We start from the raw sequence: 21,816 nt of genomic DNA, 5'->3' as shown, positions 1-21,816 counted from the left end.
GAGGCGGCGGGCTACCGCGGCCGGACGGTCCAGTCGGCGAGCGCGCGCGGATCGTGGCGGGCGATGTGCCGGCCCTCCTGGGCCGCCCACATGCGCCAGTGCCCGTGGAAATACGGGTCGCGGGCCATGGCGCGGGCGTAGCGGGTGGCCTCGTCGAGCTCGACCCACACTCCCCACGCCTCGCCGTCGCCGATCGCGCGGGCGGCGGCGAGATTGGCGGCCGTCACCGCGCCGCAGCCCTCGATGATGAGGGAACGCGGCCGCTCCGTGCCCGACTCCGCAGGCGCCCCGACGAACTCCGACAGATCCACCCACTCGGCCCACTCGGAGGCGAACCAATCCCACCGGCGGAAGCCCGCCGCGTCCGGGTCGAGCATCGAATCGGCCACGGCATCCGACGCCGCCGACAATCCCGTCCACCCGGGGTACGCGTCCTCGAGGTGGACGACGGGCCAGCCCAGGACCCCGTGGAGCCGGGCCGCGAACGTCGTCTTGCCGGAACCGGACCGGCCATCGATGAGCAGGATCATGCCACCCCCAGGAACCGGAACTCGCCGGTCCACACCGCGATGCCCAGCGACGCCGCCGCGATCAGCGCGCACGCCGCCAGCACCGCCCACTCGCGGCCGCCGAAGGTCGACTCGCGCGCCCACGTCCGCGGCCCCGGGGCGCCGAAACCACGCGCCTCCATGGCCGTCGACAGCTTCGTGCCGCGGCGCAAGGCGAACACCAGCAAGGCGAAGACCTGGCCGAACAGCCGCTTGATCCGCCCGTGATCGCCCAGGCCACGTGCCCGGCGGGCCCGCGTCAGCGCGCGCCAGTCGTCGAAGAACAGCGTGATCAACCGCACGCCGGCCACCGACGCCAGCACGAACCGCGCCGGCAGCTTGAGCACCTGCGCCAGCCCGTCGCCGAGGTCCGTCGGATCGATGTCGGCGGTGAGCACCACCACCGGCAGCCCCACCGCCAGCACGCGCACGGTGATGGCGATGGCCAACGCGATGGAGTTGTCCGTCACGGTCGCCAGCAGGAAGGAGAAGTACTCGGTGCCCTCGGGATTGCCGTACAGCAGCATCGAGATGCCGGACACCGGCGCGGCCAGCAGAATCGGCCACCCGCGCCTCGCCAGCCGCCGCGGCCCGACCCCGCACAGCGGCGCGGCGACGAGCGTGCACGCCAGCGCCACCGTCGCCGACACCCAGTCGATCGACAGCAGCAGCGGGGTGGTCATGAGCAAAAGACCCAGGAGCTTGGCGACGGGATTGACGTCGCGGATCAGATTCACCGCTCACCCACCTCGCCCAAGTCGATGACGTGATCGCCCATCGCCGCGACGACCAAGGGGTCGTGCGTGATGGAGACGACGGTGACCCCGTCGTCGACGAGACTCCGCAGCATGCGCAGCAACTCGGTGAAGGTGCGGCGGTCCTGGCCGAACGTGGGCTCGTCGAGGATCACCGCCGACGGCGCGGTCGACAGGACGGTGGCCACGGACAACCGCCGCTTCTCCCCGCCCGACAACGTGAACGGGTTGGCCCCGGCCAGGTGGCTCAGCCGCAGGCGCTCGAGCAGCTCGTCGACGCGCTGCGTGCCCGCCGGGTCCTTCAGCAGCTTCGGGCCGAGCTCCAGTTCATCGCGCACGGTGGCGGTGACGAACTGGTGCTCGGGAGCCTGGAAGACGCTGCCGATGCGCTCGGCGAGCTGCTTCGACTTCCATTTCATCGGGTTCGGCCCGGCGCCGCGGGCGATCCGGTCCGAGGCGATGACCGACCCCGCCACCGGTTCCAGCAGGCCGCCCATCGTCAGCGCCAGCGTCGACTTGCCGGAACCGTTGGGCCCCACGATGCACGTCGACGCGGCCTGCGGCACCGACGCGGAGATTGCGCGGCGCACCGGGGATGCATCGCCGTGGTAGCCGATGGCCAGGTCGTCGAGAAGCAGTGCCGCCGCCGACCGAGCCGACTGAGCGAATTGAGCGGACCCCGGCACCGGGCGCACGCGGCCGATCTCCGGGGGCGGGCCGGGCAACCAGACACCGGCATCGCGGAGGGCGTCGCCGTGGCGGGCGAGAATCTCGGCCGGAGAACCGTCGGCGACGATCGTCGCACCCGCCGTGGACGGCGCGGCGGAGGTCGATGCCGAACCCGTGCCGGTCATGGAAACGGACGGCGCATCCGCGTGGTCGAGCACCAGGATGCGGTCGACGTGATCGACCCACGCCTCCACGCGGTGCTCGACGACGATGAGCGTCGCGCCGGTGGCTTCGGCGGCGCGGACGGCGGCGTCGCGCAGGACGGGCACTCCCTCGGGGTCGATGTTGGCGGTGGGCTCGTCCAGGCAGATCACCCGGGCGCCCATCGCCAGCACGCCGGCCAACGCAAGGCGCTGCTTCTGCCCGCCGGAGAGCTGGGTGGTCGGGTGGTCCAGCGGCACGTCCAGCCCCACCAGGTCGAGGGCGCGGCGGACGCGCTCCCAGATTTCGTCGCGGGGCACGCCGAGGTTCTCGGCGCCGAAGGCGACGTCGTCGCCGACGCGGGCGGAGATCACCTGGCTGTCGGGATCCTGCAGCACCAGGCCGACGACCCCGCGGACCTCGGCCGGGTCATTTCCACCGATGCGCAGCGAACCGAGGGCTTCGCCGTCCTCGTCATCGCCGAGCACCCCGGCGATCGCCGCGAGCAAGGTCGACTTGCCCGCGCCGGACGGACCGAGCAAAAGGAGCTTTTCACCCTGCTCGACGTGGACGTCGACGTCGGAAAGCGCGGCCCGGCGGCGCCCTGCGTGGCGCCATCCGAAACCCTTCGCGGAAATGGAGGTCATTGCGGCGACGACGCGGCTAGACCTCGCCGCGGCGCTCGCGGCCCGCGGCGAAACGATCCAGCGCGCCCGTGCCCGCCAACGCGCGCACCAGCGCCCAGCCGACCACGCCGGCCAGGATCGCGCCCGAGATGAGCAGGCACGCCAGATACACCGAGTTGAACTGCCACGTGCGCGCCAGGTTGCCGGAGGTGAACAGCTCCAGGATGAACGCGCCCGCGCCGGCGGCGGCGCCGGCGGCCATGGTGACCGGCAGGCTGAAGCGGCGGTAGGCGAAGAGCAGGAAGATCAGCTCGGCGCCCAGGCCCTGGGCCAGGCCCGAGTACAGGGTGGAAATGCCCCACTGGTTGCCGATCAGCGCCGACACGGTCGCGGCGATGACCTCGACGAACAGCGCGGCGCCCGGCTTGCGGATGACCAGCCCGCCGATGATGCCGCCGAGCAGCCACGGCCCGACGACCAGGCCACCCAGGCCGGGGGTCAGGGCGTCGGCCGCCGTGAACCACGCTCCGCCGACGATGTTCCACACCACGAAGATCAGGCCGACCGCGACGCCGAGGACGGCGGCGGTGACGATGTCGATGACCCGCCACGCCTTCCGCGGCTTCTTCGAATTGCTCCGCTCCGCGGACTTCGTGGCATTCGCGGCATCAGCGAAATTCACGGAAATGGGGTGTTCGTTGGACATTCGGGGGCCTCCGTCGCTTCCTTCGCCGGCATTATCCGGACAGGTTCCTACGGTCGAGGGCGGCGTACCGCGCCCTCCTCTCAGCCCCACGTCGTCGGTTCGACCGGCCGGGGCTCCCGTGCGCATTTCGACCGAATGGTACCCCACCCGATGGGGCGGCCCTAAAGTTGGGGAACCATGAGCACCGAACACGCGGACCACACCGACGGCACGGCGGAGATGGCGGAGACGTCGCCGTCTCCGGAGCCGTCGGTGACCGCCGCAACCGCCACGGCCGTCGGGGCCGCCGACGACCCCGACGATCCCGGCGCCACCGAGGCCCCGGAGCCGCGCATCACGCGCAAGACGTGGCTGCTGCTCGTCGCCGTCGTCGTCGCGGTGCAGGCCATCGGCCGGGCGTGGGTGCTGTCGGGGCGCACGTTCTACTGGGACGACTTCATCATCGTCGGCTCCGCCGCGGACGCCGACTGGTGGACGCCGGACTACTTCCTGCAGGCCCACGACGGGCACCTGGCGCCGCTGGCGTTCATCCTCCAGGCGGTGGCCAACCAGATCGCCCCGTGGCAGTGGTGGCTCCCGGCGGCGCTGATGCTGCTGGGACAGGCCGCGGTGACGGTGGCCGTCGCCCGCGCGCTGCGCCACATTGCGGGCCGGTCGTGGCAGGCGCTGGCGGCGCTGGCGCTGGTGGCGTGGACTCCTCTGACGCTGCCGGGGTCGACGTGGTGGTCGGCGGCGGCCAATGCGATCCCCATGCAGCTGGCGCTGGCCGGCATCACCGCGCTGGCCATCCGCGTCAGCCTGCGCCAGCAGCGCCCGGTGTCGTTGCGCGCCGTCGTCGCCGCGACCGTGGCGCTGATCGTCGCGCTCGGATTCTTCGAGAAGTCCCTGGCCATCATGCCGGTGGCCCTGGCGTTCACCATCGCGGTGGCCTACATGGAGCGCCGCAGCATCGCCGAGACCCTGCTGCGCGGCCGCACGATGTGGCTGTCGATGGGCCTGGTCACCGGCGCGTGGGCGCTGTTCTATTCGCTGACCGCGCTGGCCGATGCAGGCGAGGCGTCGTCGGAGCCGCGCGCCGAACTGTTCTTCAACGGGCTCGGCCAGGTGCTGGCCGGACTGGCGGGCGGCCCGTGGTTCTGGGACCGCTGGGCCCCGGGCCAGCCGTGGGCCGACGCCCCCTCCGGCCTGGTCAGCGTCGGCGCGGTGCTGGTGCTGCTGACCATGGCGGTGACCATCGGCCGCGACTGGCGCGCCTGGCTGCCGTGGCTCATCGCCGCGGGCTACCTGGCGGTGACGCTGTTGTCGGTGACGCTGATGCGTTCCGGCGACCACACCTCCGACGTCCTGGCCCGCACCCTGCACTACTACGGCGACTCGGCGATGGTCACCGGTTTCGCGCTGGCCGCCTCGTGGTCCGACCGGGTCCGCCCGCTGCCGGCGCGGTCGCGTTTCGGCGTGCTCGCGCTGGCCGGCGTGCTGCTCGTGTCGGCGGCGATTTCGGTCGTCGGCTACCGCAACGCCTGGGCCGACGACCGCACCGCCGAGTGGCTGGACACCGCCGCCGCCTCGCTGGAGCACGCCGCCGGCGACGGTTCCCCGGCCGTCCTGGACCAGCCGGTGCCCTACGAGGTCCTGTTGCCGGTGGCGTACCCGAAGAACATGTACTCGCAGGTCTTCCGCGACCTGCCCGAGCGCCCCACGTTCGGCCGCGTCACCGACGATCCGCGCATGTTCGACGACTCCGGTGCGCTGGTGCCGGCGAGCGTCGCCGAGATCACCCGCATCACCCAGGGCGACGTCGAGTCCTGCGGCACGCAGCTCGTCGCCGGCCCCGACGGCACGGCCACGGCGGAGATCCCGCTGCGCGACATCGCCCGGCTCGGCGATTGGGTGCTGGAGCTCAACGCCATTTCGTCGGCCCCCGCGTCGCTGCGCCTGAGCCTGCCCAACCCGTTCGAGACCCCGGACCAGACCCTGGCCGGGTCCACCGTCGTCGACGTCGACGATGACCTGCGCACCCGCTGGGTGTCGGTGTCCGGCGGCGGCAATACGCTGCGCATCGACGTCTCCGATGCCCCCGAGGGCACCTCCGTCTGCGTCGGTTCGGGGGCGATTGGCCCTCTGGTTCCCGCGCGCGGCTGAGAATCAACTACGATGACGGTGAGAATTTCATTCGTGAAGCCGTTTTAAGGAGTCCATTCATGCGCAATCGCCTCGTCGGCGCCTTCGCCGCCACCGCCATCGCCGCAGCCGCCCTGGTCGCCTGCACGCCCCCGAACGAGAACCCGTCGGACATCAAGGTCACCGACCAGGAGAACCCGACCCACTCGTTCGAGAACGGTGGCTCGTCCTCCGCTGCGACGACCTCGGAGAACGCCGATGGCACCGCCGGCACCAACCAGGAGCCGGCCGCCCAGTAAACGGCTTCCGCCTTCCCGCTACCGATGACCGGGTCCGCGGGCGGGCCCGGCACGCGCCACGTGCTTCATCGGCTTTGCGACGCGCACGTCCCCGACGCTTCGGTGTCAGGGGACGTGCGCGCTGTCGGTTTCGGCAAGGGCCGCACCTCCCGGGGCCATGCCGGCCGGGCAGTACCGATTGGTGCAATCCGGTCAGGCCGGCCCGGTCAGGCCATGCCGATCAGGGGCGCGGGTAGCGGAACTCCACGTTCTCGCCGTCGCGGATCTCCGCCGACGGCTTGCCGGTGACCTCCAATTCGACGGTGAGCGAGTGCCCGTCGCCGGTGGCCTCGTAGGTCAGGCGCTCGTTGGCGATGGACGTGACCTTCACCCGCGCCCGGTGCAGCCACGGGTGACGGCGGCGCAGCGCGATGAGCTGGTGGTGGGCATTGTGCACCCATGCGCCGAAGGTGGACAGCTCTTCCGGATCGTCGGGGAAGACGGGGCGGACCTGATCGTCGCCGCCGAAGCGCTCCTCCTTCACGCCGGCGTAGCCCTGTTCGTCGCCGTAGTAGATCAACGGGACGCCGCCGACGGTCATCAGCACCACCAGCGCCAGAACCGCCTTGTCCTGGCCGACCTGGGAGGCGATGCGGGTGACGTCGTGGTTGCCCACGAAGGTCACGGGCACGAAGGATTCCAGGAACGTGTCGTGGCGGCCCAGCGTCCATTCGAGCTCGTAGAAGTTCTGCTCCTTCAGCGACGACCAGATGGCCTTCCACAGTTCGTATTCGGTGACCGAATCCATGGTCGACCGGCCCACGATGTCGACGTAGTCGCCGTGGATGACCTCGCCGTAGATGAACGCGTGCGGGAAGTCCGCGCGCACGTTGGCCAGAACGCCGGACCAGAAGTCCGGGTCGACGGCGTAGGCCGCGTCCAGCCGCCAGCCGTCGACGCCGCGGTCGAGCCAATGGCGCATGACCTTCTCCACGAACGCGGCCGTCTCCGGCGCGCGGTGGTCGAACTCCACCAGATCCAGGTGCCCCTCGAAACAGGGGGCGGACGGCTCCTCGCCGGAACGGTCGACGTCGAAAAGCTTCGCGGCCTCCGAATCCGGGTCCGCGAGAGCCTCGCGGAACATCGGCGCACTCGAGGACAGGTGGTTGAACACGCCGTCGAGCAGGACCTTGATGCCCCGCTCGTGGGCGGCGGCGATCAAGCGGTCGAAGGCGGCGTCATCGGCCAGGCGGCGATCGATGCGGAAGTAATCGAGCGTGTCGTAGCCATGCGTGGCGGACTCGAAGACCGGTCCGAGCTGCAGGACGTTGAGCCCCAGCTCCTGCACGTAGTCGAGCCACCGGACGAGGTGATCCAGGCGCGTGGCGCCCGGCGCAGCTTCGACGGCCGCCTCGGACTCGTCTCCGTGGACGGGGGCTCCGGTGAACCCCAGAGGGTAGACGTGCCAGCCGATCGCGTGCTCGACCCAGTCGGGCGCGGTGCGGCCGGAGTTGCCGGGAGTGCCGGGGTTGCCGGGGTTGCCGGCGGAGGATCCGGTGGAGGTGTCGTTCATGCCCTCCACCTTTACCATCACTCCTTGCCGTCGATGGCGGCTTGACTGGCTTGACCTGCCGCTTCCGGTGAAATGCGCGGCCCGCGGCGGGTGCCGTCGAAGGTGCCGGCGTCGGCGGCGGCCTCGATGACGCGGGCGCGCTCGTCATCCGTCAATTCCGAGGCGTCGTGGAACTCCCGGCGGTCGCGCCACTCGCCCGCCTTGGACTCCGGCACGCCCAGGCCCGGGGTGGCCGGCCGCGGCGGGATCGTCCCGGCGGCGGGCATCGCGGCCTGCTTCCCGGGGCGGCGCGGCGGGGCGGGCAATCCCGGGGCCAGCGCATCGAGGGCGATCTGCACCTCGACCTTCACGCCGGCGGCCATCGCCCTCTCGGCGACGTCGTAACGCGAATTGTGCAGGAAGTACGGCATGCCGTTCTCCGGTCCTCCCCCGCCGAGGAACATGTAGCAGCCGGGCACCTCGCGCGAGAAGTAGGAGAAGTCGTCCGACGGCGCCCACGGCTCGGCGTCGAAGACGCGGTTGGGCCCGATCGCCCGCGTGGCGGCGTGCCACGCGCGGTCGCTGGCCAGGTCGGCGTTGACGACCATCGGGTACGGCGTCTGCCACTCGAACGTCGCCGTCGCGCCGTGCCCGTGGCAGATGCCGGTGACCAGCGTCTCGATGCGCCCGCAGATCGACGCCCAATCGTCTTCGTCGACGGAGCGGATGGACACCTCCAGCCACGCCTCGTCGGGGATGACGTTGCCGGCCTCGCCGCCGTGCAGCGAACCGACGTTGACGATGTTCATGTGCTTCGGGTTCAGGTTCCGGCTGACGATCGTGTTGAGCATGATGGTCACCTCGCTGGCCACCATCACCGGGTCGACGGACAGCTGCGGGTTGGACGAGTGGCCGCCGCGCCCGCGGATGGCGATGGACACGATGCCCGACATCGTGGACACCCGGCCGCGGCAGATGCCGACGTGGCCGATGGGGTGCGGGGCGACGTGGAAGGCGTAGACCTCGTCGAGGTCGTCGGCCGCGCCGTGGGCGACCAGCTCGCGGGCGCCGCCGGGCAGCATCTCCTCGGCGTGCTGGAACAGCAGCTTCACCCGCCCGTGCAGGCGGTCGCGCATGGACTGCAGGATCCGCGCCGAGCCGAGCAGCATCGCGGTGTGCACGTCGTGGCCGCAGGCGTGCATGACGCCGGCGTTCTGCGACGCGAAGTGCAGCCCGGTCTCCTCCTTGATGGGCAGCGCGTCGATGTCGGCGCGGTAGCCGATGGTCCGCCCCGTCGCCGGGTCATCGGCGGTGCCGACGATGGTGCCCACCACCGACGTCGGCGTCAGCCGCGTGGTCTCGATGCCCCACTCGTGGAGCAGCCCCTCGATGAAGTCCGCGGTCCGGTACTCCTGGAAGCTCAGCTCCGGGTTCTTGTGGATGTGCCGCCGCCAGTCGATGATCTCGCTCAGCGGCACCTCGAACGCCCCGGCCGGCCCGGGAGCCGGTTCGGCCGAAGGGTCGAAGGCCATTCCTTCGTGGATGCGGGGGTCCGTCATGGGGCGGGTCCTTGTCTGATGTCTGTTTTCCGCGTTCGCAGGCGAACCTGCGGGCCTTGCTTTGCGACGGCCACCGTGCACGCCATCACGTTCGTTTCCGACACTATGCGGCGGCCGAGCGGCTTCGCCACCGATTCGGGATCAGGCGCCGGCCCAGTACGCGCCGATGATCCGCGCCAGCCACCACGGGTCCTTGACGCCGCACATCTCGCGCGGCGAATGCATGGACAACATCGCCGCACCCGCGTCGACGGTGGCGATGCCCAGGCGGGTCGCGGTGATCGGGCCGATGGTCGAACCGCACGGCTTCTGGTTGGACGACACGAAGTACTGCACGGGGATGGTCTCCCCCGCGCTCTCCGCGGCCGCGGCGGTGACGCGCTCGAACAGGCCCTGGCCGACGGCGTCGGTGGCGTAGCGCTGGTTGGCGTTGATCTTCAGCACCGGACCGCCGTCGAGCAGCGGCCAATGCCCCGGCTCATGCTCGCCTGCGTAGTTCGGGTGGACGGCGTGGGCGCCGTCGGCGGAAATGCACGTGGAACGGCGGAACATGCGGCGCATGCCGTCCTCGTCGGCTCCGGCGGCCGCGGCGATGCGTCGCAGCACGTCCTCCAGCAGCGGACCGGCGGCACCGGTCGTCGACGCCGAACCGACTTCCTCGTGGTCGAACGCGACCATGACGGGGATCTCGGCTCCTTGCGGACCGTCGTGAAGCAACTGCTCGAAGGCCACCAGCGACGAATGCACGCTGAGCAGATTGTCCAGCCGGCCGCAGGACAGGAACTCGCCGCCGGCGCCGAAGGTCCGCGGCGGCTGGGTGTCGCAGGTGATCAGGTCCCAGGCGACGACGTCATCGGCGGTCACGCCCCCGCCGGCGGCCTCGGCGAGCATCCGGTGGAAGGCGCGCGCGTCGCCGGCGTAGCCGATCACCGGCGTGGTGTGCAGCTGCTTGTCCAGCTTCAGCCCCTGGTCGTTGACGCCGCGGTTCAAGTGGATGGCCAGCTGCGGGATCCGCGCCACCGGCCCGGTCCGGGCGAGGTGGACGCCGCCGTCGCGCGTGACCACGCGACCGGCGAACTCGATCTCGCGGTCCGTCCACGCCCCGAGCAACGGCCCGCCGTAGACCTCCACGGCGACCTGCGCGTAACCGGCCGCCCCGGTGTTCGGGTTCGGCTTGACCCGGAAACCCGGCGAGTCGGTGTGCGAGCCGACGATGCGGAACGCCGCGCGGTCGGCGGCGGTCGTCTCGGAAGCGCCCCCGGTGCGATCACCCTCGTCGGCCCGTCCCACCTCCTCCGGCACGACCCACGCGACCGCGGCTCCCCCGCGCACCAGCACGTAGGCGCCCGGCGCGGACGGCCACGCATCGGACTCCTCGATCCGCGTCGCACCGGCGGCGACCAGGCGTCGCGCCACGACGTCGGCCGCATGGTACGAACTCGGCGAGGCCACGACGAAATCCATCAGATCCGCCAGATGATCCTCGGCGGACCCCCACGGCGCGCGCGACGAAGCGGCGGTGGACGGGGACGGGTGGGCGTCGTCAAGCGAAGAAGCGTTCATGCACCCATCATGGCGCAACCTGCCCCGTCCCGGCACGGGCCCGCCGAATGCCCGATACCATGTCCCACCATGGGAGAACGTGCACGCGACATCACGGCATCCGACGGCGAGTACCGGGCGGGCGGCTGGACCGAGGACGTCGCGCCCGAACGCATCGACGCCTCCGACGTCGCCCTCGTCCTCGAAGGCGGCGGGATGCGCAACTCCTACACCGCCCCGTGCATCGAGGTGCTGCTGCGCAACGGCGTCGACGTCGGGTGGGTCGGCGGCATCTCCGCCGGCGCGACGCTGACCGCCAATTATCTGTCGGGCAGCGTCGCGCGCGCCCGGGCGTCGTTCACCACCATGACCGACACCCCGGAGTTCGGCGGCTGGGGCAACTTCCTCCGCGGCCGCGGCTACTTCAACGCCGAGTGGATCTACGAGAAATCGCCGATGATGGCCACCGCCGGCGTCGACCCGTACCCCTTCGATCACTTCCAGGCGTCGAAGGCCGAGATGCGCATCGGGGCCGTGCGCGCCGACACCGGCGAAAACGTCTACTGGAGCCGCGACGACGTCGACTCGCTGGGCAAGCTGATGAAATACGTCCGCGCGTCGTCGACGCTGCCGGGGTTCATGGTGCCGCCGGTCATCGACGGGGTCCGCTACGTCGACGGGGCGCTGGGCCCGTCCGGCGGCATCCCGCTGCAGATCGCGCAGGAGGACGGGTACGACAAGTTCCTGGTGATCATGAGCCGCGAACGGTCCTACGTGAAGCCGCCGGTGACGCGGCCGGCGATGATGCGCCGCGTGTTCCGCCGCACGCCTGCGGTGGCGGAGGCGATCATCAACCGCCCGAAGCGCTACAACGCCACCCGCGAGCAGCTTTTCGAGCTCGAACGCCAGGGCAAGGCCGTGCTGTTCTTCCCCGACGAGATCCGGATGTCCAACCGCGAGCGCGACCTGGCCAAGCTCAACGCCGCGTACGAGACCGGGTTGGCGCAGGCCAAGCGCGAATGGCCCGTGTGGCGGGAGTTCCTCGGAGGCTGAATGCCCCGTATCGCGCGTCGCGTTCCGCGTGCGGCTTTCCCCACGTTTCGTGCTTGACGACGGCCGGACGACTTTTCGGTGGCGCGGCGAGACGCCCCCGGGGATTTCTGCACTGCACAACACCGATACGCCCCAGTCACACCCGTAACAGGGTGGCGGAAAATTAATCCGTGACAACCAACGATCCCCCAACTAGGTTCACACCGAAGAGACGAATTCGTTACCGTTTCGTTGCGAAACGCATTACCCAGCTCACACGCAACGAGCGATGACGGTTACGTCACCCCCAGGCACCACCCTCATGCCCCGCCGACCGATTGGTTCGCCCATGATGCTTCCGACGCACGTCCCCACCCCCGGCTCCGTCCTGCGCGACCGCTTCCTCGCCCCGCTGGGCCTCGACGCCGCGCACCTCGCCGCCGCGACCGGGATGTCCGTCGGATTGATCGAAGGCCTGCTGGGCAATGCCGTGCGCATCGACGACGAAATCGCCGCTTGCCTCGGCGACTTCCTGGGCACCGACGCCCGCTTCTGGACGGGCCTGCAGAGCCGGGCCGACCGCGGGCTGCTGTCCGCCTGAGTCCCCGGCGGCGAAACGCCACGTTAAAGGCGTAAACTGGATTCATGCGCGATCTCGCCGAAGGCACCATTTCCGACGCCGTAGCCGCCTACCGCGGCTGCGGCCCCGACGACCCGTTCGCGGACGACGCCGATCCGACGCGGCTGCGGCACTTGTCGTGGGACATCTGCCGCCTGCATTTCGCGGGCGCGAAGTTCAGCGAGAAGCGCAAGCACCGCGAACTCAACGGTCTGCACCTCGCCGCCTACCTTGCGGCCCAGGGCATGATCCAGGGGGCGTCGCCGCTGCTCACGGCCTCGAATGCCGTGGTCTTCGAATGCGCCGCGGGTGTTCTGGCGGAGCGGGCGAAGAAGGTCGCCGCCCTCGACGTCGACCGCTACGGCAAGGCGAAGAAGCGCAAGCGACTGCTCAAGGCCCACCGAGAACTTTCCGACGCCCTCGTCCCCGGGGCCGACGGCACCGCCACCGCCGCCTCGCGCACGCTCATGGGTGCGTTCGGGTGCATGCCCGGATTCGGCGGAACCTTCGCCAAGGCCATGGGCGATCTGGCCGGCGATGACGTCGCCAACGCGGCGTTCGCCTCCCCCACCGACGAGTCGCTGGCGTTCCTCCACCGGTTCTGGTCGGCGCACCGCGACGAAATCGATGATCTGGCCGAGCGGATCACCGTCGTCGACGTCGCCGAGCGCAAGCGCACGAACCTGCCCATCGGCCGCGCCCGCGTACTGGAGATGTTCGCCGAGCAGTGGGCCGCGGACCTGTGAAAGGTCACGCGGATCGGCCGGGAATCGGCGGAGGCCGGGTCAGCAGGGGCTGAGGTACTCGTTGCGGTTGCTCAGCACCCGGGCGTTGCCGCCGGTGCTCGCGGCGGCGCCGCACAACGAACCGGTGTCGCGGCCGTAGTCGACGTAGACGGCGTAGACGTCGCCGCCGTCGACGTGGGCGCGCAGTGACGGGCACGCACCCGGGGTGGTGAACTCCGCACCCGGGTTGCGGTCCAACGCAGCGCCGATGGTCCGTCGGGCGTCATCGCCGGGATGGACGATCACCGACTCCACGATGAGGATGCCGCGGGAATCGCATGCCGGCGACGATGCCCGCACCGTCCCCGACGACGTGGGCGCGCTGGTCGCGAAACCCATCGGGTTGGCCGAACCACCGGCATCATCATCGGTTCGGCCATCGGCCCGATCATCGACCGGCGTCGCCCGCGGCGTCCGGGCCGGTTCCGAGGTGACGGTCGGGTGCGGGCGCGCCCGCGTGCCGGCGTCGACATCACCGGAATCCGATTCGACGTGCGAGATGACCGTCGTCACGGTCACGGGCTCCTCGCCCTCGCCGGCCACCGCGTCGAGGATCCGCTGGCGGGCGTCTTCCGCCTGGCCGCAACCGGTCAGCACCAGCGTGACCGCCGCGAGCACGCCCACGGCGGCACGGCGCGAACGATCCGCGCCACAGTAGTTTCGATTCATGAACTCACCATAAGGCCGCGGCACCGCGGCGCCGAGCCGGAGGACCGGAACGGGTGACCCCGATGGAAATCCATCCGTTGCGATTTCCGCCGGTCATGGGTCTAAAGTTGATCCGTCCACAGGCGCAGCCCGTGGGCCTGTTGATTGTCGGGACCTTCATTGACGGGTGGTGGCCGGTGAAGCGCATCGTCGCTGCCGCGGTTTCTCTGGTGATGGCCGCTACCTTGATCGCCCCCGGGGCGGCCGCACGAACGTCGGAGACTTCGGAGCCCGGGAAGAAGACTCCGATCCCCGTCCTCAACGACGGCGAGTTCGACGCGGACTACTCGGTGCAGGTGTCCTACGTGCACGTCCCCACCGGGTACCGCGTCGATTCGGGCAACGTCGACGAGATCCGCACCTGCCTGTCGATCTGCAAGATCTACATCGCCGACCACGTGTTCCGCGAGGGCACGGCCGCGCAGAAGAAGCAGGCGACGGAGATGATCCGCACGTCCGACGACGGCATCACCACCCGCCTGTACCGGGCATTCCCCGAGTCCATCGACGAGGTCGCCGAGCGCTACGGCCTGCCGGGCACCGCGGGCATGCGGACATGGGGCAAGTCGGTGACGACGACCCACGACGTCGCGACCTTCCTGGCCGCCAAGGTGGCGAAGGGCGACTTCGACGACCCCGTGCTCGCCGCGATGGCCGACTCCGCGCCCTTCGGCTCCGACGGGTACCCGCAGGATTTCGGCACCGCCGTGCTGCCCGGGGTCATCGGCACCAAGTGGGGCTGGGCGGACATCCACGACTCCATGAACGCCAGCTCGTCCTACGGCGACGACTTCGTCATCTCGCTCAACGTCATCGGCGACGCGGACGCCGCCACCGAGGTGACCGAGGAACTCTTCACCGTCGTGCCGAGCGCCAACATCGCCGAGGTCGACGGGCAGCTGGTGGCCACGGCGAAGCAGCTGCCCCGCGCCACCGCGGCCGACACGGGGGCCGGTGCGTCGGCGGGCGAGTTGATCGCGGGACTGCTCGCGCTCTGCTCGGTGGCGGGCATTGCCTGGCCCCTGCGTGGCCGTAATCGCCGATGACACGGGAGAACGCCCACCGCCGGGCCGTCGGAAAGCGAAGTCCCCTAAACTCGGCTGCCTATCCGGACGACGAGAGAGGATGACGCGATGCCGATGGGAATGTGCGCCGAGTACGTGCGCCTGGGCGACGACGAGGTCGCGGAGCTGCGGAAGCTCGCCGGCGCCGGCGATGACCGGGCGACGGGCGAGGTGATCTTCGGGCATTTCGAGGCCATCGCCGACCACGCGGCGTTCGACCTGGACACCGCCTGGGAGAATGTGCTGCTGGCGCTGACCGGCAACCCGCTCGACGGGCAGGCCGTCGGCGATCCGCTGGGCGAATCGATCCTCGGCGGCGAGCGCGTGTGCCGCCAGCCGCTGACGTCGGTGCTCGAGCCGGGCCGGGTCCGCGAGATCGCCGATGCGCTGGAAACCGTCGACTTCGACGCGAGGATGAGCGACAACGGCGTCGCCGCATCGCTTTCCGACGACGACGCCACCGACCTGCGGCGCCGCTTCTCCGACCTGGCCGGGTTCTACAGGGGCGCGGCCGACGCCGGGTCCGCGGTGATGGTGACCATCGCCTAGCTTTCGCGCTCGAGGATGCGGCGCACCCGCGGGATGACCTCGGTTCCGTAGAGCTCGATGCAGCGCATCAGGTGCTCGTGCGGCATGGGGCCGTTGGAGTACTTCAGGTCGAAGCGGGACAGCCTGAGCGCCTGGATCGCGTCGGCGATCTTGCGGGCCACCGTGTCGGGGGAACCGACGGCCAGGGCGCCGTGACGGGCCTCGGAATCGAACTCGTCCGGGCCCGCCGGGCCCCACCCGCGTTCCTTGCCGATGACGTTGCGATTGTCCAGCCAATGCGGCATGAGCAGCTCGCGAGCCTCCTCATCGGTGTCGGCGACGAACCCCGGGGAATGGACCCCGATGGGCAGATCGCCGTTGCCGAGCTGCTCGTTGGCCTGCCGGTAGAGGTCCGCGAAGGGCCGGAACCGGCGTGCATTGCCGCCGATGACCGCGAGCATCAGCGGCATCTTGTACCGGGCCGCGCGGATGACCGACTCCGGCGAGCCGCCGACGGCGACCCACGCGGTCATGCCGTTTTCGGTGCGCGGGTAGACCTCCTGGTTTTCCAGTGGCGGGCGCAGCTCGCCGGACCAGGTGACGGGCTCCTCCGGCAGCAACGCCGCGAACAAGTCGAGTTTTTCCGAGAACAGCTCCTCGTACTGGGCCAGGTCGAACCCGAACAGCGGGAACGACTCGATGAAGGAACCCCGGCCGAGAATGATGTCCGCGCGCCCCTCGGACATGGCGTCGATCGTCGAAAAGCGCTCGAAGACCCGGATCGGATCGTCCGAGGACAGCACGGTCACGGCCGTGCCCAAACGGATCGTGTCGGTGACCGTGGCCAGGCCGGCCAAGACGACGTCGGGGGCCGAAACCGCGAAGTCGGCGCGGTGATGCTCCCCCACCGCGAAGTAGTCGATGCCCGCGCGATCGGCGAGCCGGCCTTCCTCGATGACATCGCGGATCACCTGCGCCTGATGGACCGGGGCGCCGGCGGCGTCGACGGTGACGTCGCCGAAAGTGTTGAGCCCGAACTTCACGTCCGAAACGTTCATGGTTGCTCCTGCCGGGGTGAATGCGGCGATGGCAATGGCGCGGAGACCCCCGCGGAACGATCCCGCGAGCCGGTCCCGCGGCCCGTCGGCCGCATGGAAAGTGACTGCCCCGAGCCTAGTTGACACATCATCAATTGTCACACATTGGGCCCCTACCTGCATTTTCAGCGCTAGCGCCGTTTTTTCGCGGATTCCGCAAAATCCGTTGACTTTGTGATCCAAAGCACACATCATGTCGCTATGAGACACGGAGTCTCATAAGCGGGCAGTGCCGGGATCCGACCGGATGCTCGCCGGCACCGCTTGATGCCGGCACCACTGAAGGCAGGAGAGGAACCATGACAACCAATCCAGATGTCGTCCGCCGCCGGCGGGCCCGCGCCGAGGCGATGGGCCTGCGCCGCGTCGCGGCCGAACCCGATGCTGAGGCGATCGTCGACCCGTACTCGTGGACCGACCCGAAGCGCTACCTGTGGCTGCTCGGGCTCATCCCCGCCGCGGCCGTGCTCCTCGCGTGGGGCCTGCATTCGCTGCTGGGAATCTGGTTCAGCGGCTGGGCCATCGATTGGGTCTGGTGGGGCGGGCCGATCGTCGTCTTCATCGTCATCCCGCTGCTGGACTACTTCATCGGCAACGACGGTTCGAACCCTCCGGACGAGGTCATGGCCAGCCTCGAAGCCGACAAGTACTACCAGTGGACCCTGTACGCCTACATTCCGCTGCAGTACGGTTCGCTCATCGCGGCCGCCTACCTGTGGGGCCGCGGCGACCTGAGCGTCTTCGACTCCTTCGGACTGGCCATGACCGCCGGCGTCGCCTCCGGCATCGGCATCAACACCGCCCATGAACTGGGGCACAAGAAGGACCAGCTGGAACGCTGGCTGTCGAAGATCACCCTCGCCCCGACCTGGTACGGCCACTTCTACGTCGAGCACAACCGCGGCCACCACGTCCGCGTCGCCACGCCCGAGGATCCGGCGTCGGCGCGCTGGGGCGAGCCGATCTACCTGTTCGTCTTCCGCAGCTTCTGGGGCAGCCTGGTCCACTCCATCGAGCTGGAGAAGAAGCGCGCCGCCCGCAAGAAGCGCGGCTTCTGGCACCCGGACAATGACGTCCTCAACGCCTGGGCGATGTCGCTGGTCCTCTACGCGGCGCTGACCGCGGCGTTCGGCTGGATCGTGCTGCCGTACCTCATCCTCCAGGGTGCGACCGGCATCCTCTACCTGGAGTCGGTCAACTACATCGAGCACTACGGCCTGCTGCGCAAGAAGCTCGACAATGGCCGCTACGAGCGCTGCCAGCCGCGCCACTCGTGGAACGCGGACCACATCGTCACGAACGTGTTCCTGTACCACCTGCAGCGCCACTCCGACCACCACGCCAACCCGACCCGCCGTTACCAGACGCTGCGCTCCTTCGACGAGGCCGGCAATCTGCCGTCCGGTTACGCCGCGATGATCGCCGTCGCCATGATCCCGCCGTTTTGGCGCGCGGTCATGGACGACCGCGTCATCGCCCAGGCCGAAGGTGACCTGGAGCGCATCAACGTCCGCCCCTCGAAGCTGCCGCAGCTGAAGAAGGCGATCGCGGCGCGGGCGGCGTAAGCGCCCCCGCCACCTCCGCTCCCCCAACCGCCCCGACCGAACCCGACCGACCCCGAAGGAACCGACCATGGACTACAAGGTCTACGAATGCCTGCAGTGCGGCTTCATCTACGACGAGGCCGCGGGCTGGCCCGAGGAGGGTTTCGCCCCCGGCACCCGCTGGGACGACATCCCCGATGACTGGTCCTGCCCCGACTGCGGCGCCGCCAAGGCCGACTTCGACATGGCCGAGGTGGCCTGAGTGCCCGGCCACGCCCACGTCGTCGGCACCGTGCCCGACGGGGTGACGCTGCATCTCGGGGACCGGATCGTCGTCACGCGGGGCCACCTGACCCGCGCAGCCACCGGCGAGGAACTGTCCGGCCCGATCATCCTGGCCACCGGTGCGATCCCCCGAACCGTCCCGTCGCTTGCCGACGCCCACGTCCTGCGCACCGCCGACGACGCGTCGCGGCTGCGGGAGACGCTCGGCGGCGGGGGCCGCGGCGTGGACGTCGTCGGCGCCGGGGTGCTCGGGATGGAGGCGGCCGGGTCGCTGACCGATGCCGGCCAGCGGGTCCGCGTCCACGACGTCGCGCCGGAGATCATGTCCCGCATGCTTCCCGACGGCGCCGCGGCCTGGCTGCGCGGCGTGCACGAACGCCGCGGCGTGGACTTCGCCCTCGGTGCGGAACCGCAGCTGGACGGTGACGCGGTCACGGTGGCCGCCATCGGCATCCGCCCCGACACGGAGCTGGCCGAGCAGCTGGGCCTCGAGGTCGCCGACGGCGTGGTGGTCGATGAACTTGGCAGGACGTCCCGGACCGGCATCTACGCCGCCGGCGACTGCGCGGCGCTGCGCGTCGGCGACTGCCTGCACCGCGACGAGGATCTCGCGTCGGCCCGGGCCTCCGGCATCCGCGGGGCCACCGGCGTGCTGGTCGACGCCGGAGAGACGGAAGCGCCCGACGCGCACGCACCGGCGCCCGCCCGGCGGTGGAGCGTCCAGGCCGGGCTGCGCGTGACCACTATCGGCGAGGTCGTCGGCACCGGGACCGAACCGGGCGCCGGGGCCGAGCACATCGTGGTCGTCTCCGAGGCGGAGGAATTCGAGTCCGTCGTCGTCCGCGATGGGCTGGTCATCGGTGCGGTGGCCGTCGCCAAGCGCCCGAACCCGCGGGGAATCGCCGCGGCGGTCGGGCACCCCTGGGACCGCTGACGCCGTGACGTTGCACGCCCCCACTACCCTGGCGGGTGTGAAGGACGAACCGGACCATGCGACCACCGACCCTGGAACCGCCGCCGGCGGGAACGGGCGCGGTGGCCGCAGGCGCCGGTTGACCGCCGGCCAGCGGCGCGAGGACATCCTCGACGCGGCCGCGACTCTGTATTCGGAGGGACGGCCGAGCGAGTACACCATCGACGACGTCGCCAAGAAAGCCGGAGTGTCCCGCGCGACGTTCTACCGGCTGTTCACCGGGCTCGAGGACCTGAAGATGGCCATCATCGGCCGCATCGCCGCGGCCTTCCAGAAGCGGATGTTCTCCGGTTTCGGCTCCGACAACCAATGGGAGGAACTGGTGGTCGGCATCCGCGAATTCCTGCGCATCTGCGACGCGGTGCGCTCGGAGGTGCTGGCGCTGCTGGACAGCCACGGCCGGGGGACGATCGCCGAGGGCATGCGCGATGCGGTCGCCGCCGAAATCGCCCGCCGGGTCCGGCCCATCGAGGAAACGCCGCTGGGCCGCGAGGCGCTGCGCACGTGGGTGGCCGCCGCCGAGCACCAGGTCCGCGACTGGATGCAGGCCCGCGCCGCCGACAAGGCCTCGGCGGCGCCCGTCGACGCCGTCGCCGAGCGCATGGCCGCGTTGCTGCCCGCCATCGCCGGTGCCTTCGCCGCCACCGGCGAGGATGCGTTCCTCGACGAGGTCATCCGCGTCCTCGAGGACGGGCGCCGGGCTCTCTAGACGGTCATCCGATCCGCGCCGACGTCGGCAGCTGCAGGCGGTCGGAGCGGACCATGAAGCTCTCCAGGCTGACGTCGCGCAGGATCAGCTCGTCGGTGATCTGGTCGGGCAGCCCCAGCGAGTGCGACGCCAGCGATTCCAGCACGGCGTCGTCGATCCACCGGGCGTCGATCGTGATGGGGATCAGCTCGCCGGCGCTCGCCGCGGGCGTGACCGTCAGGGAGCGGACGATGATGTGGAAATTGCCGGTCAGGGTGGACATGGTGCCGGGGGCCGTGGACAACCCGACGTCGACGCCTTCGGCCTGCAGGCCGAGGTTGTCCAGCTCCACCCGGTCCGCGTCGAGGCGGATCGCCTGCACGACCTCGCCGGACGGGATGGTCACGGCGGTTTCGGACAGCCGCACGTTGCCCAGCAACCGCACCGAGTCGGCGGTGATGATCTCCATCGTGTCGGACACGTTCAGCTCCCCCGGCAGCGACTCCGGCGGATCGCCGAGGCCGAAACCACCGGCGGCGTCGTCAGGCTCGTTTCCGGTCCCGGGCAGTCCCGGCAACAATTCGCTTGGCGACGGGATGGTGCCGGTATCGGGCAACGGTGACATGGCAGGGGGCGCGATCGCCGGCGGCGCCTGCTCCTGCGGGGCCCACGGGACGGGCAACGCGGGAATCGGCCACGGGGCGGGGGCGGCCGAGGCGACCGGCGGGGCGAACATCGGCGGCGCGGCAATGGCACCGACCATGGCGAGTGCGATGATCAGTGCCGCGGCGCTTGAGCCAGCGGCGGAGGGGCCCTTCCCTTCCGCGCGCCCGGTGCCCGAACCCGGTTCGGCGACTTCGGAGCCGCCGGGGGTGCCGGGGCCGTTTGCGACCGGTTTCTCGTCCGGGCTCCACGACAGCGCGAGCGCGCCGCCGACCAGCGCCAGCACGGTGCCGAGGATGAAGCCGCCGAAGTTCGACGTCGGCAACGCGACGATGGCGAGGATCAGCGACGTGACGCCGGTGAGGATCCGCGTGTCACCGCCGCGCCACGTCAGCAGGCCGCACACGATGAGCAGCACGCCGATGAGCAGCGTCGATACGCCCGACAGCGACGAGATGCTGATCAGCAGTCCCTGGACGTCGAAGGTCAGGTAGGCGGGCGTGAGGATCACCGCGCCGCCGAGGATCATGCTCAGCCCCGCGCCGAACGGGCGCTGCTTGCGCCACCGGTTGAGGGACCGGCCGCGGCGGTCGCCGGCGGTGTCGTGGGCGTTGTCGGCGCTGTTGGCGTTATCGATCTTGTCGGCGTCAACAGCTTTGTCGGACTTCGGGTCAGCAGCCACCGTCATCCCCGGTCACGACGTTGATCTTCGCCCCGGCGATCGTCAGCGAATCCGCCGCGACCGACGTCACCTGGAGCACCTGTTGCTGGACCACCATCCGCGTCGCGGCCAGGCCCCAGCTGCCGCCGGGCGCCCGTTCGTCGACCTGATTGGCGTCGATGCCGATCTGGGGGTTGTACATGGTCAGGGCGCCGTTGATGTCCTTGGCGCCGACCAGCAGATTCTCGGCGCCGAAGTTCTGGCCGGGGACCAGGAGCTTGAACGTGGCTTCCCCGACGCCCGGAACGTTGCCCAACGGCGCCGACAGGCAGACGTCGGTGCCGGTGGCGTCGCCGAAGCGCAGCTTGGAAACGCCGGACTCGCCGTCGCCGACCTTCTCGGCGCCGACGAAGAGACTGGAGGAATCGCCGACGAGCTCGTCGACGGTGAGCGTCATCACCGTGCCGGACAGTGCGAGGTTGGCGGAGATGCCGCCCTGGGCCATGGCCACGCCCGTGCCGCCGGCGACGAGAAATCCGCCTGCGAGGATGCCGATGAACCTGGCCTTCTTCACGTGCCCCATGCGTACGTCGCCTTCTTCCCGGTCGCCGG

General features: G+C 70.4%; 22 protein-coding genes. 11 read left to right on the top strand and 11 right to left on the bottom strand.

The features are described from left to right. Positions 1–11: 11 nt before the first annotated feature. The 4 genes from CX1_RS04770 to CX1_RS04755 are packed head-to-tail and all read right to left on the bottom strand — an operon-like array spanning position 12 to position 3,505. Positions 12–530, bottom strand: coding sequence for a nucleoside/nucleotide kinase family protein (locus CX1_RS04770; RefSeq protein WP_046650286.1), 519 nt, complete (start codon positions 528–530; stop codon positions 12–14). Next, the gene (locus CX1_RS04765) at positions 527–1,285 is read right to left on the bottom strand and encodes an energy-coupling factor transporter transmembrane component T family protein (RefSeq protein WP_046650285.1); all 759 of its coding nucleotides are present in this window, start codon (positions 1,283–1,285) and stop codon (positions 527–529) included. The genes CX1_RS04770 and CX1_RS04765 overlap by 4 nt, the downstream gene beginning before the upstream one ends. Continuing rightward, a complete protein-coding gene (locus CX1_RS04760) occupies positions 1,282–2,820 on the bottom strand; it encodes an ABC transporter ATP-binding protein (RefSeq protein WP_046650284.1) in 1,539 nt (512 codons plus the stop codon). The genes CX1_RS04765 and CX1_RS04760 overlap by 4 nt, the downstream gene beginning before the upstream one ends. A 16-nt stretch (positions 2,821–2,836) precedes the next feature. After that, positions 2,837–3,505, bottom strand: a complete 669-nt coding sequence (locus CX1_RS04755; protein ID WP_046650283.1) for an ECF transporter S component — start codon at positions 3,503–3,505, stop codon at positions 2,837–2,839. Positions 3,506–3,682: 177 nt separating this feature from the next. Between CX1_RS04755 and CX1_RS04750 the strand changes: the two genes are divergently transcribed. Then, positions 3,683–5,647 carry a hypothetical protein gene (locus tag CX1_RS04750; RefSeq protein ID WP_060925340.1) on the top strand — a complete coding sequence of 655 codons (1,965 nt, stop codon included), beginning with the start codon at positions 3,683–3,685 and terminating at the stop codon, positions 5,645–5,647. A gap of 59 nt (positions 5,648–5,706) precedes the next feature. Then, entirely contained in the window at positions 5,707–5,925 is a 219-nt protein-coding gene (locus CX1_RS04745; RefSeq protein WP_046650280.1) for a hypothetical protein, read from the top strand. Between the two features lie 220 nt (positions 5,926–6,145). Here the strand turns inward: CX1_RS04745 and CX1_RS04740 are convergent, their stop codons facing one another. The 3 genes from CX1_RS04740 to CX1_RS04730 form a co-directional block, all read right to left on the bottom strand. Next, on the bottom strand, positions 6,146–7,477 hold the full coding sequence (locus CX1_RS04740) for an alpha-amylase family protein (protein WP_046650316.1): 1,332 nt from the start codon (positions 7,475–7,477) through the stop codon (positions 6,146–6,148). A gap of 17 nt (positions 7,478–7,494) precedes the next feature. Further along, positions 7,495–9,015, bottom strand: a complete 1,521-nt coding sequence (locus CX1_RS04735; protein WP_240941455.1) for a M20 metallopeptidase family protein — start codon at positions 9,013–9,015, stop codon at positions 7,495–7,497. A 141-nt stretch (positions 9,016–9,156) separates the two neighbouring features. Next, positions 9,157–10,578, bottom strand: a complete 1,422-nt coding sequence (locus CX1_RS04730; RefSeq protein WP_046650279.1) for a M18 family aminopeptidase — start codon at positions 10,576–10,578, stop codon at positions 9,157–9,159. 69 nt (positions 10,579–10,647) lie between these two features. Here CX1_RS04730 and CX1_RS04725 point away from each other — a divergent pair, with 69 nt between their 5' ends. The 3 genes from CX1_RS04725 (at position 10,648) to CX1_RS04715 (ending at position 12,954) form a co-directional block, all read left to right on the top strand. Continuing rightward, positions 10,648–11,610 carry a patatin-like phospholipase family protein gene (locus tag CX1_RS04725; RefSeq protein ID WP_082719105.1) on the top strand — a complete coding sequence of 321 codons (963 nt, stop codon included), beginning with the start codon at positions 10,648–10,650 and terminating at the stop codon, positions 11,608–11,610. A gap of 328 nt (positions 11,611–11,938) precedes the next feature. Next, entirely contained in the window at positions 11,939–12,190 is a 252-nt protein-coding gene (locus tag CX1_RS04720) for a helix-turn-helix transcriptional regulator (protein WP_052753164.1), read from the top strand. Positions 12,191–12,234: 44 nt separating this feature from the next. Then, positions 12,235–12,954 carry a hypothetical protein gene (locus CX1_RS04715; protein WP_046650277.1) on the top strand — a complete coding sequence of 240 codons (720 nt, stop codon included), beginning with the start codon at positions 12,235–12,237 and terminating at the stop codon, positions 12,952–12,954. Between the two features lie 39 nt (positions 12,955–12,993). On the opposite strand, the gene CX1_RS04710 is transcribed toward CX1_RS04715, so the two are convergent. Next, the gene (locus CX1_RS04710; protein WP_146780611.1) at positions 12,994–13,662 is read right to left on the bottom strand and encodes a hypothetical protein; all 669 of its coding nucleotides are present in this window, start codon (positions 13,660–13,662) and stop codon (positions 12,994–12,996) included. A 212-nt stretch (positions 13,663–13,874) separates the two neighbouring features. Here CX1_RS04710 and CX1_RS04705 point away from each other — a divergent pair, with 212 nt between their 5' ends. Further along, the gene (locus tag CX1_RS04705; RefSeq protein WP_146780613.1) at positions 13,875–14,747 is read left to right on the top strand and encodes a hypothetical protein; all 873 of its coding nucleotides are present in this window, start codon (positions 13,875–13,877) and stop codon (positions 14,745–14,747) included. Between the two features lie 87 nt (positions 14,748–14,834). Further along, positions 14,835–15,314 carry a DUF1877 family protein gene (locus CX1_RS04700; protein WP_046650276.1) on the top strand — a complete coding sequence of 160 codons (480 nt, stop codon included), beginning with the start codon at positions 14,835–14,837 and terminating at the stop codon, positions 15,312–15,314. Here CX1_RS04700 and CX1_RS04695 read toward each other — a convergent pair. After that, positions 15,311–16,351 (bottom strand): LLM class flavin-dependent oxidoreductase, encoded by a 1,041-nt coding sequence (locus CX1_RS04695; RefSeq protein ID WP_046650275.1) that lies wholly within the window; start codon positions 16,349–16,351, stop codon positions 15,311–15,313. The two genes, CX1_RS04700 and CX1_RS04695, sit on opposite strands and share 4 nt — an antisense overlap. Before the next feature lie 389 nt (positions 16,352–16,740). On the opposite strand from CX1_RS04695, the gene CX1_RS04690 reads away from it, so the two are divergent. The 4 genes from CX1_RS04690 (at position 16,741) to CX1_RS04675 (ending at position 19,901) form a co-directional block, all read left to right on the top strand. Then, on the top strand, positions 16,741–17,955 hold the full coding sequence (locus CX1_RS04690) for an alkane 1-monooxygenase (protein WP_060925339.1): 1,215 nt from the start codon (positions 16,741–16,743) through the stop codon (positions 17,953–17,955). 67 nt (positions 17,956–18,022) lie between these two features. After that, a complete protein-coding gene (locus CX1_RS04685) occupies positions 18,023–18,196 on the top strand; it encodes a rubredoxin (RefSeq protein WP_046650273.1) in 174 nt (57 codons plus the stop codon). Then, positions 18,197–19,153, top strand: a complete 957-nt coding sequence (locus tag CX1_RS04680; protein ID WP_060925338.1) for an FAD-dependent oxidoreductase — start codon at positions 18,197–18,199, stop codon at positions 19,151–19,153. Between the two features lie 37 nt (positions 19,154–19,190). Beyond that, positions 19,191–19,901 carry a TetR/AcrR family transcriptional regulator gene (locus CX1_RS04675; protein WP_060925337.1) on the top strand — a complete coding sequence of 237 codons (711 nt, stop codon included), beginning with the start codon at positions 19,191–19,193 and terminating at the stop codon, positions 19,899–19,901. A gap of 4 nt (positions 19,902–19,905) precedes the next feature. On the opposite strand, the gene CX1_RS04670 is transcribed toward CX1_RS04675, so the two are convergent. Together CX1_RS04670 and CX1_RS04665 are read right to left on the bottom strand one after the other, a co-directional pair. Then, positions 19,906–21,225: a DUF6114 domain-containing protein gene (locus CX1_RS04670; RefSeq protein ID WP_146780615.1), complete on the bottom strand. Its 1,320-nt coding sequence runs from the start codon at positions 21,223–21,225 to the stop codon at positions 19,906–19,908. Beyond that, positions 21,215–21,787: a DUF6230 family protein gene (locus CX1_RS04665; RefSeq protein ID WP_046650309.1), complete on the bottom strand. Its 573-nt coding sequence runs from the start codon at positions 21,785–21,787 to the stop codon at positions 21,215–21,217. Before CX1_RS04665 ends, CX1_RS04670 begins: the two co-directional genes overlap by 11 nt. Between the last annotated feature and the right edge of the window lie 29 nt (positions 21,788–21,816).

Origin of the sequence: Corynebacterium xerosis NBRC 16721 = ATCC 373, from assembly GCF_001552415.1 — a bacterium.
Taxonomy (GTDB): Bacteria; Actinomycetota; Actinomycetes; order Mycobacteriales; family Mycobacteriaceae; genus Corynebacterium; species Corynebacterium xerosis.
The sequence above is the reverse complement of the archived record's forward strand: the minus strand, read 5'-3'. Positions and strand labels throughout refer to the sequence as shown.

What these genes read in the sequence shown, in the direction of transcription:
- CX1_RS04770 (WP_046650286.1), bottom strand. Translation starts at nt 530, where the DNA reads ATGATCCTGCTCATCGATGGCCGGTCCGGTTCCGGCAAGACGACGTTC.
- CX1_RS04760 (WP_046650284.1), bottom strand. Translation starts at nt 2,820, where the DNA reads ATGACCTCCATTTCCGCGAAGGGTTTCGGATGGCGCCACGCAGGGCGC.
- CX1_RS04755 (WP_046650283.1), bottom strand. Translation starts at nt 3,505, where the DNA reads ATGTCCAACGAACACCCCATTTCCGTGAATTTCGCTGATGCCGCGAAT.
- CX1_RS04750 (WP_060925340.1), top strand. Translation starts at nt 3,683, where the DNA reads ATGAGCACCGAACACGCGGACCACACCGACGGCACGGCGGAGATGGCG.
- CX1_RS04745 (WP_046650280.1), top strand. Translation starts at nt 5,707, where the DNA reads ATGCGCAATCGCCTCGTCGGCGCCTTCGCCGCCACCGCCATCGCCGCA.
- CX1_RS04740 (WP_046650316.1), bottom strand. Translation starts at nt 7,477, where the DNA reads ATGAACGACACCTCCACCGGATCCTCCGCCGGCAACCCCGGCAACCCC.
- CX1_RS04735 (WP_240941455.1), bottom strand. Translation starts at nt 9,015, where the DNA reads ATGACGGACCCCCGCATCCACGAAGGAATGGCCTTCGACCCTTCGGCC.
- CX1_RS04730 (WP_046650279.1), bottom strand. Translation starts at nt 10,578, where the DNA reads ATGAACGCTTCTTCGCTTGACGACGCCCACCCGTCCCCGTCCACCGCC.
- CX1_RS04725 (WP_082719105.1), top strand. Translation starts at nt 10,648, where the DNA reads ATGGGAGAACGTGCACGCGACATCACGGCATCCGACGGCGAGTACCGG.
- CX1_RS04720 (WP_052753164.1), top strand. Translation starts at nt 11,939, where the DNA reads ATGATGCTTCCGACGCACGTCCCCACCCCCGGCTCCGTCCTGCGCGAC.
- CX1_RS04715 (WP_046650277.1), top strand. Translation starts at nt 12,235, where the DNA reads ATGCGCGATCTCGCCGAAGGCACCATTTCCGACGCCGTAGCCGCCTAC.
- CX1_RS04710 (WP_146780611.1), bottom strand. Translation starts at nt 13,662, where the DNA reads ATGAATCGAAACTACTGTGGCGCGGATCGTTCGCGCCGTGCCGCCGTG.
- CX1_RS04705 (WP_146780613.1), top strand. Translation starts at nt 13,875, where the DNA reads ATGGCCGCTACCTTGATCGCCCCCGGGGCGGCCGCACGAACGTCGGAG.
- CX1_RS04700 (WP_046650276.1), top strand. Translation starts at nt 14,835, where the DNA reads ATGCCGATGGGAATGTGCGCCGAGTACGTGCGCCTGGGCGACGACGAG.
- CX1_RS04695 (WP_046650275.1), bottom strand. Translation starts at nt 16,351, where the DNA reads ATGAACGTTTCGGACGTGAAGTTCGGGCTCAACACTTTCGGCGACGTC.
- CX1_RS04690 (WP_060925339.1), top strand. Translation starts at nt 16,741, where the DNA reads ATGGGCCTGCGCCGCGTCGCGGCCGAACCCGATGCTGAGGCGATCGTC.
- CX1_RS04685 (WP_046650273.1), top strand. Translation starts at nt 18,023, where the DNA reads ATGGACTACAAGGTCTACGAATGCCTGCAGTGCGGCTTCATCTACGAC.
- CX1_RS04665 (WP_046650309.1), bottom strand. Translation starts at nt 21,787, where the DNA reads ATGGGGCACGTGAAGAAGGCCAGGTTCATCGGCATCCTCGCAGGCGGA.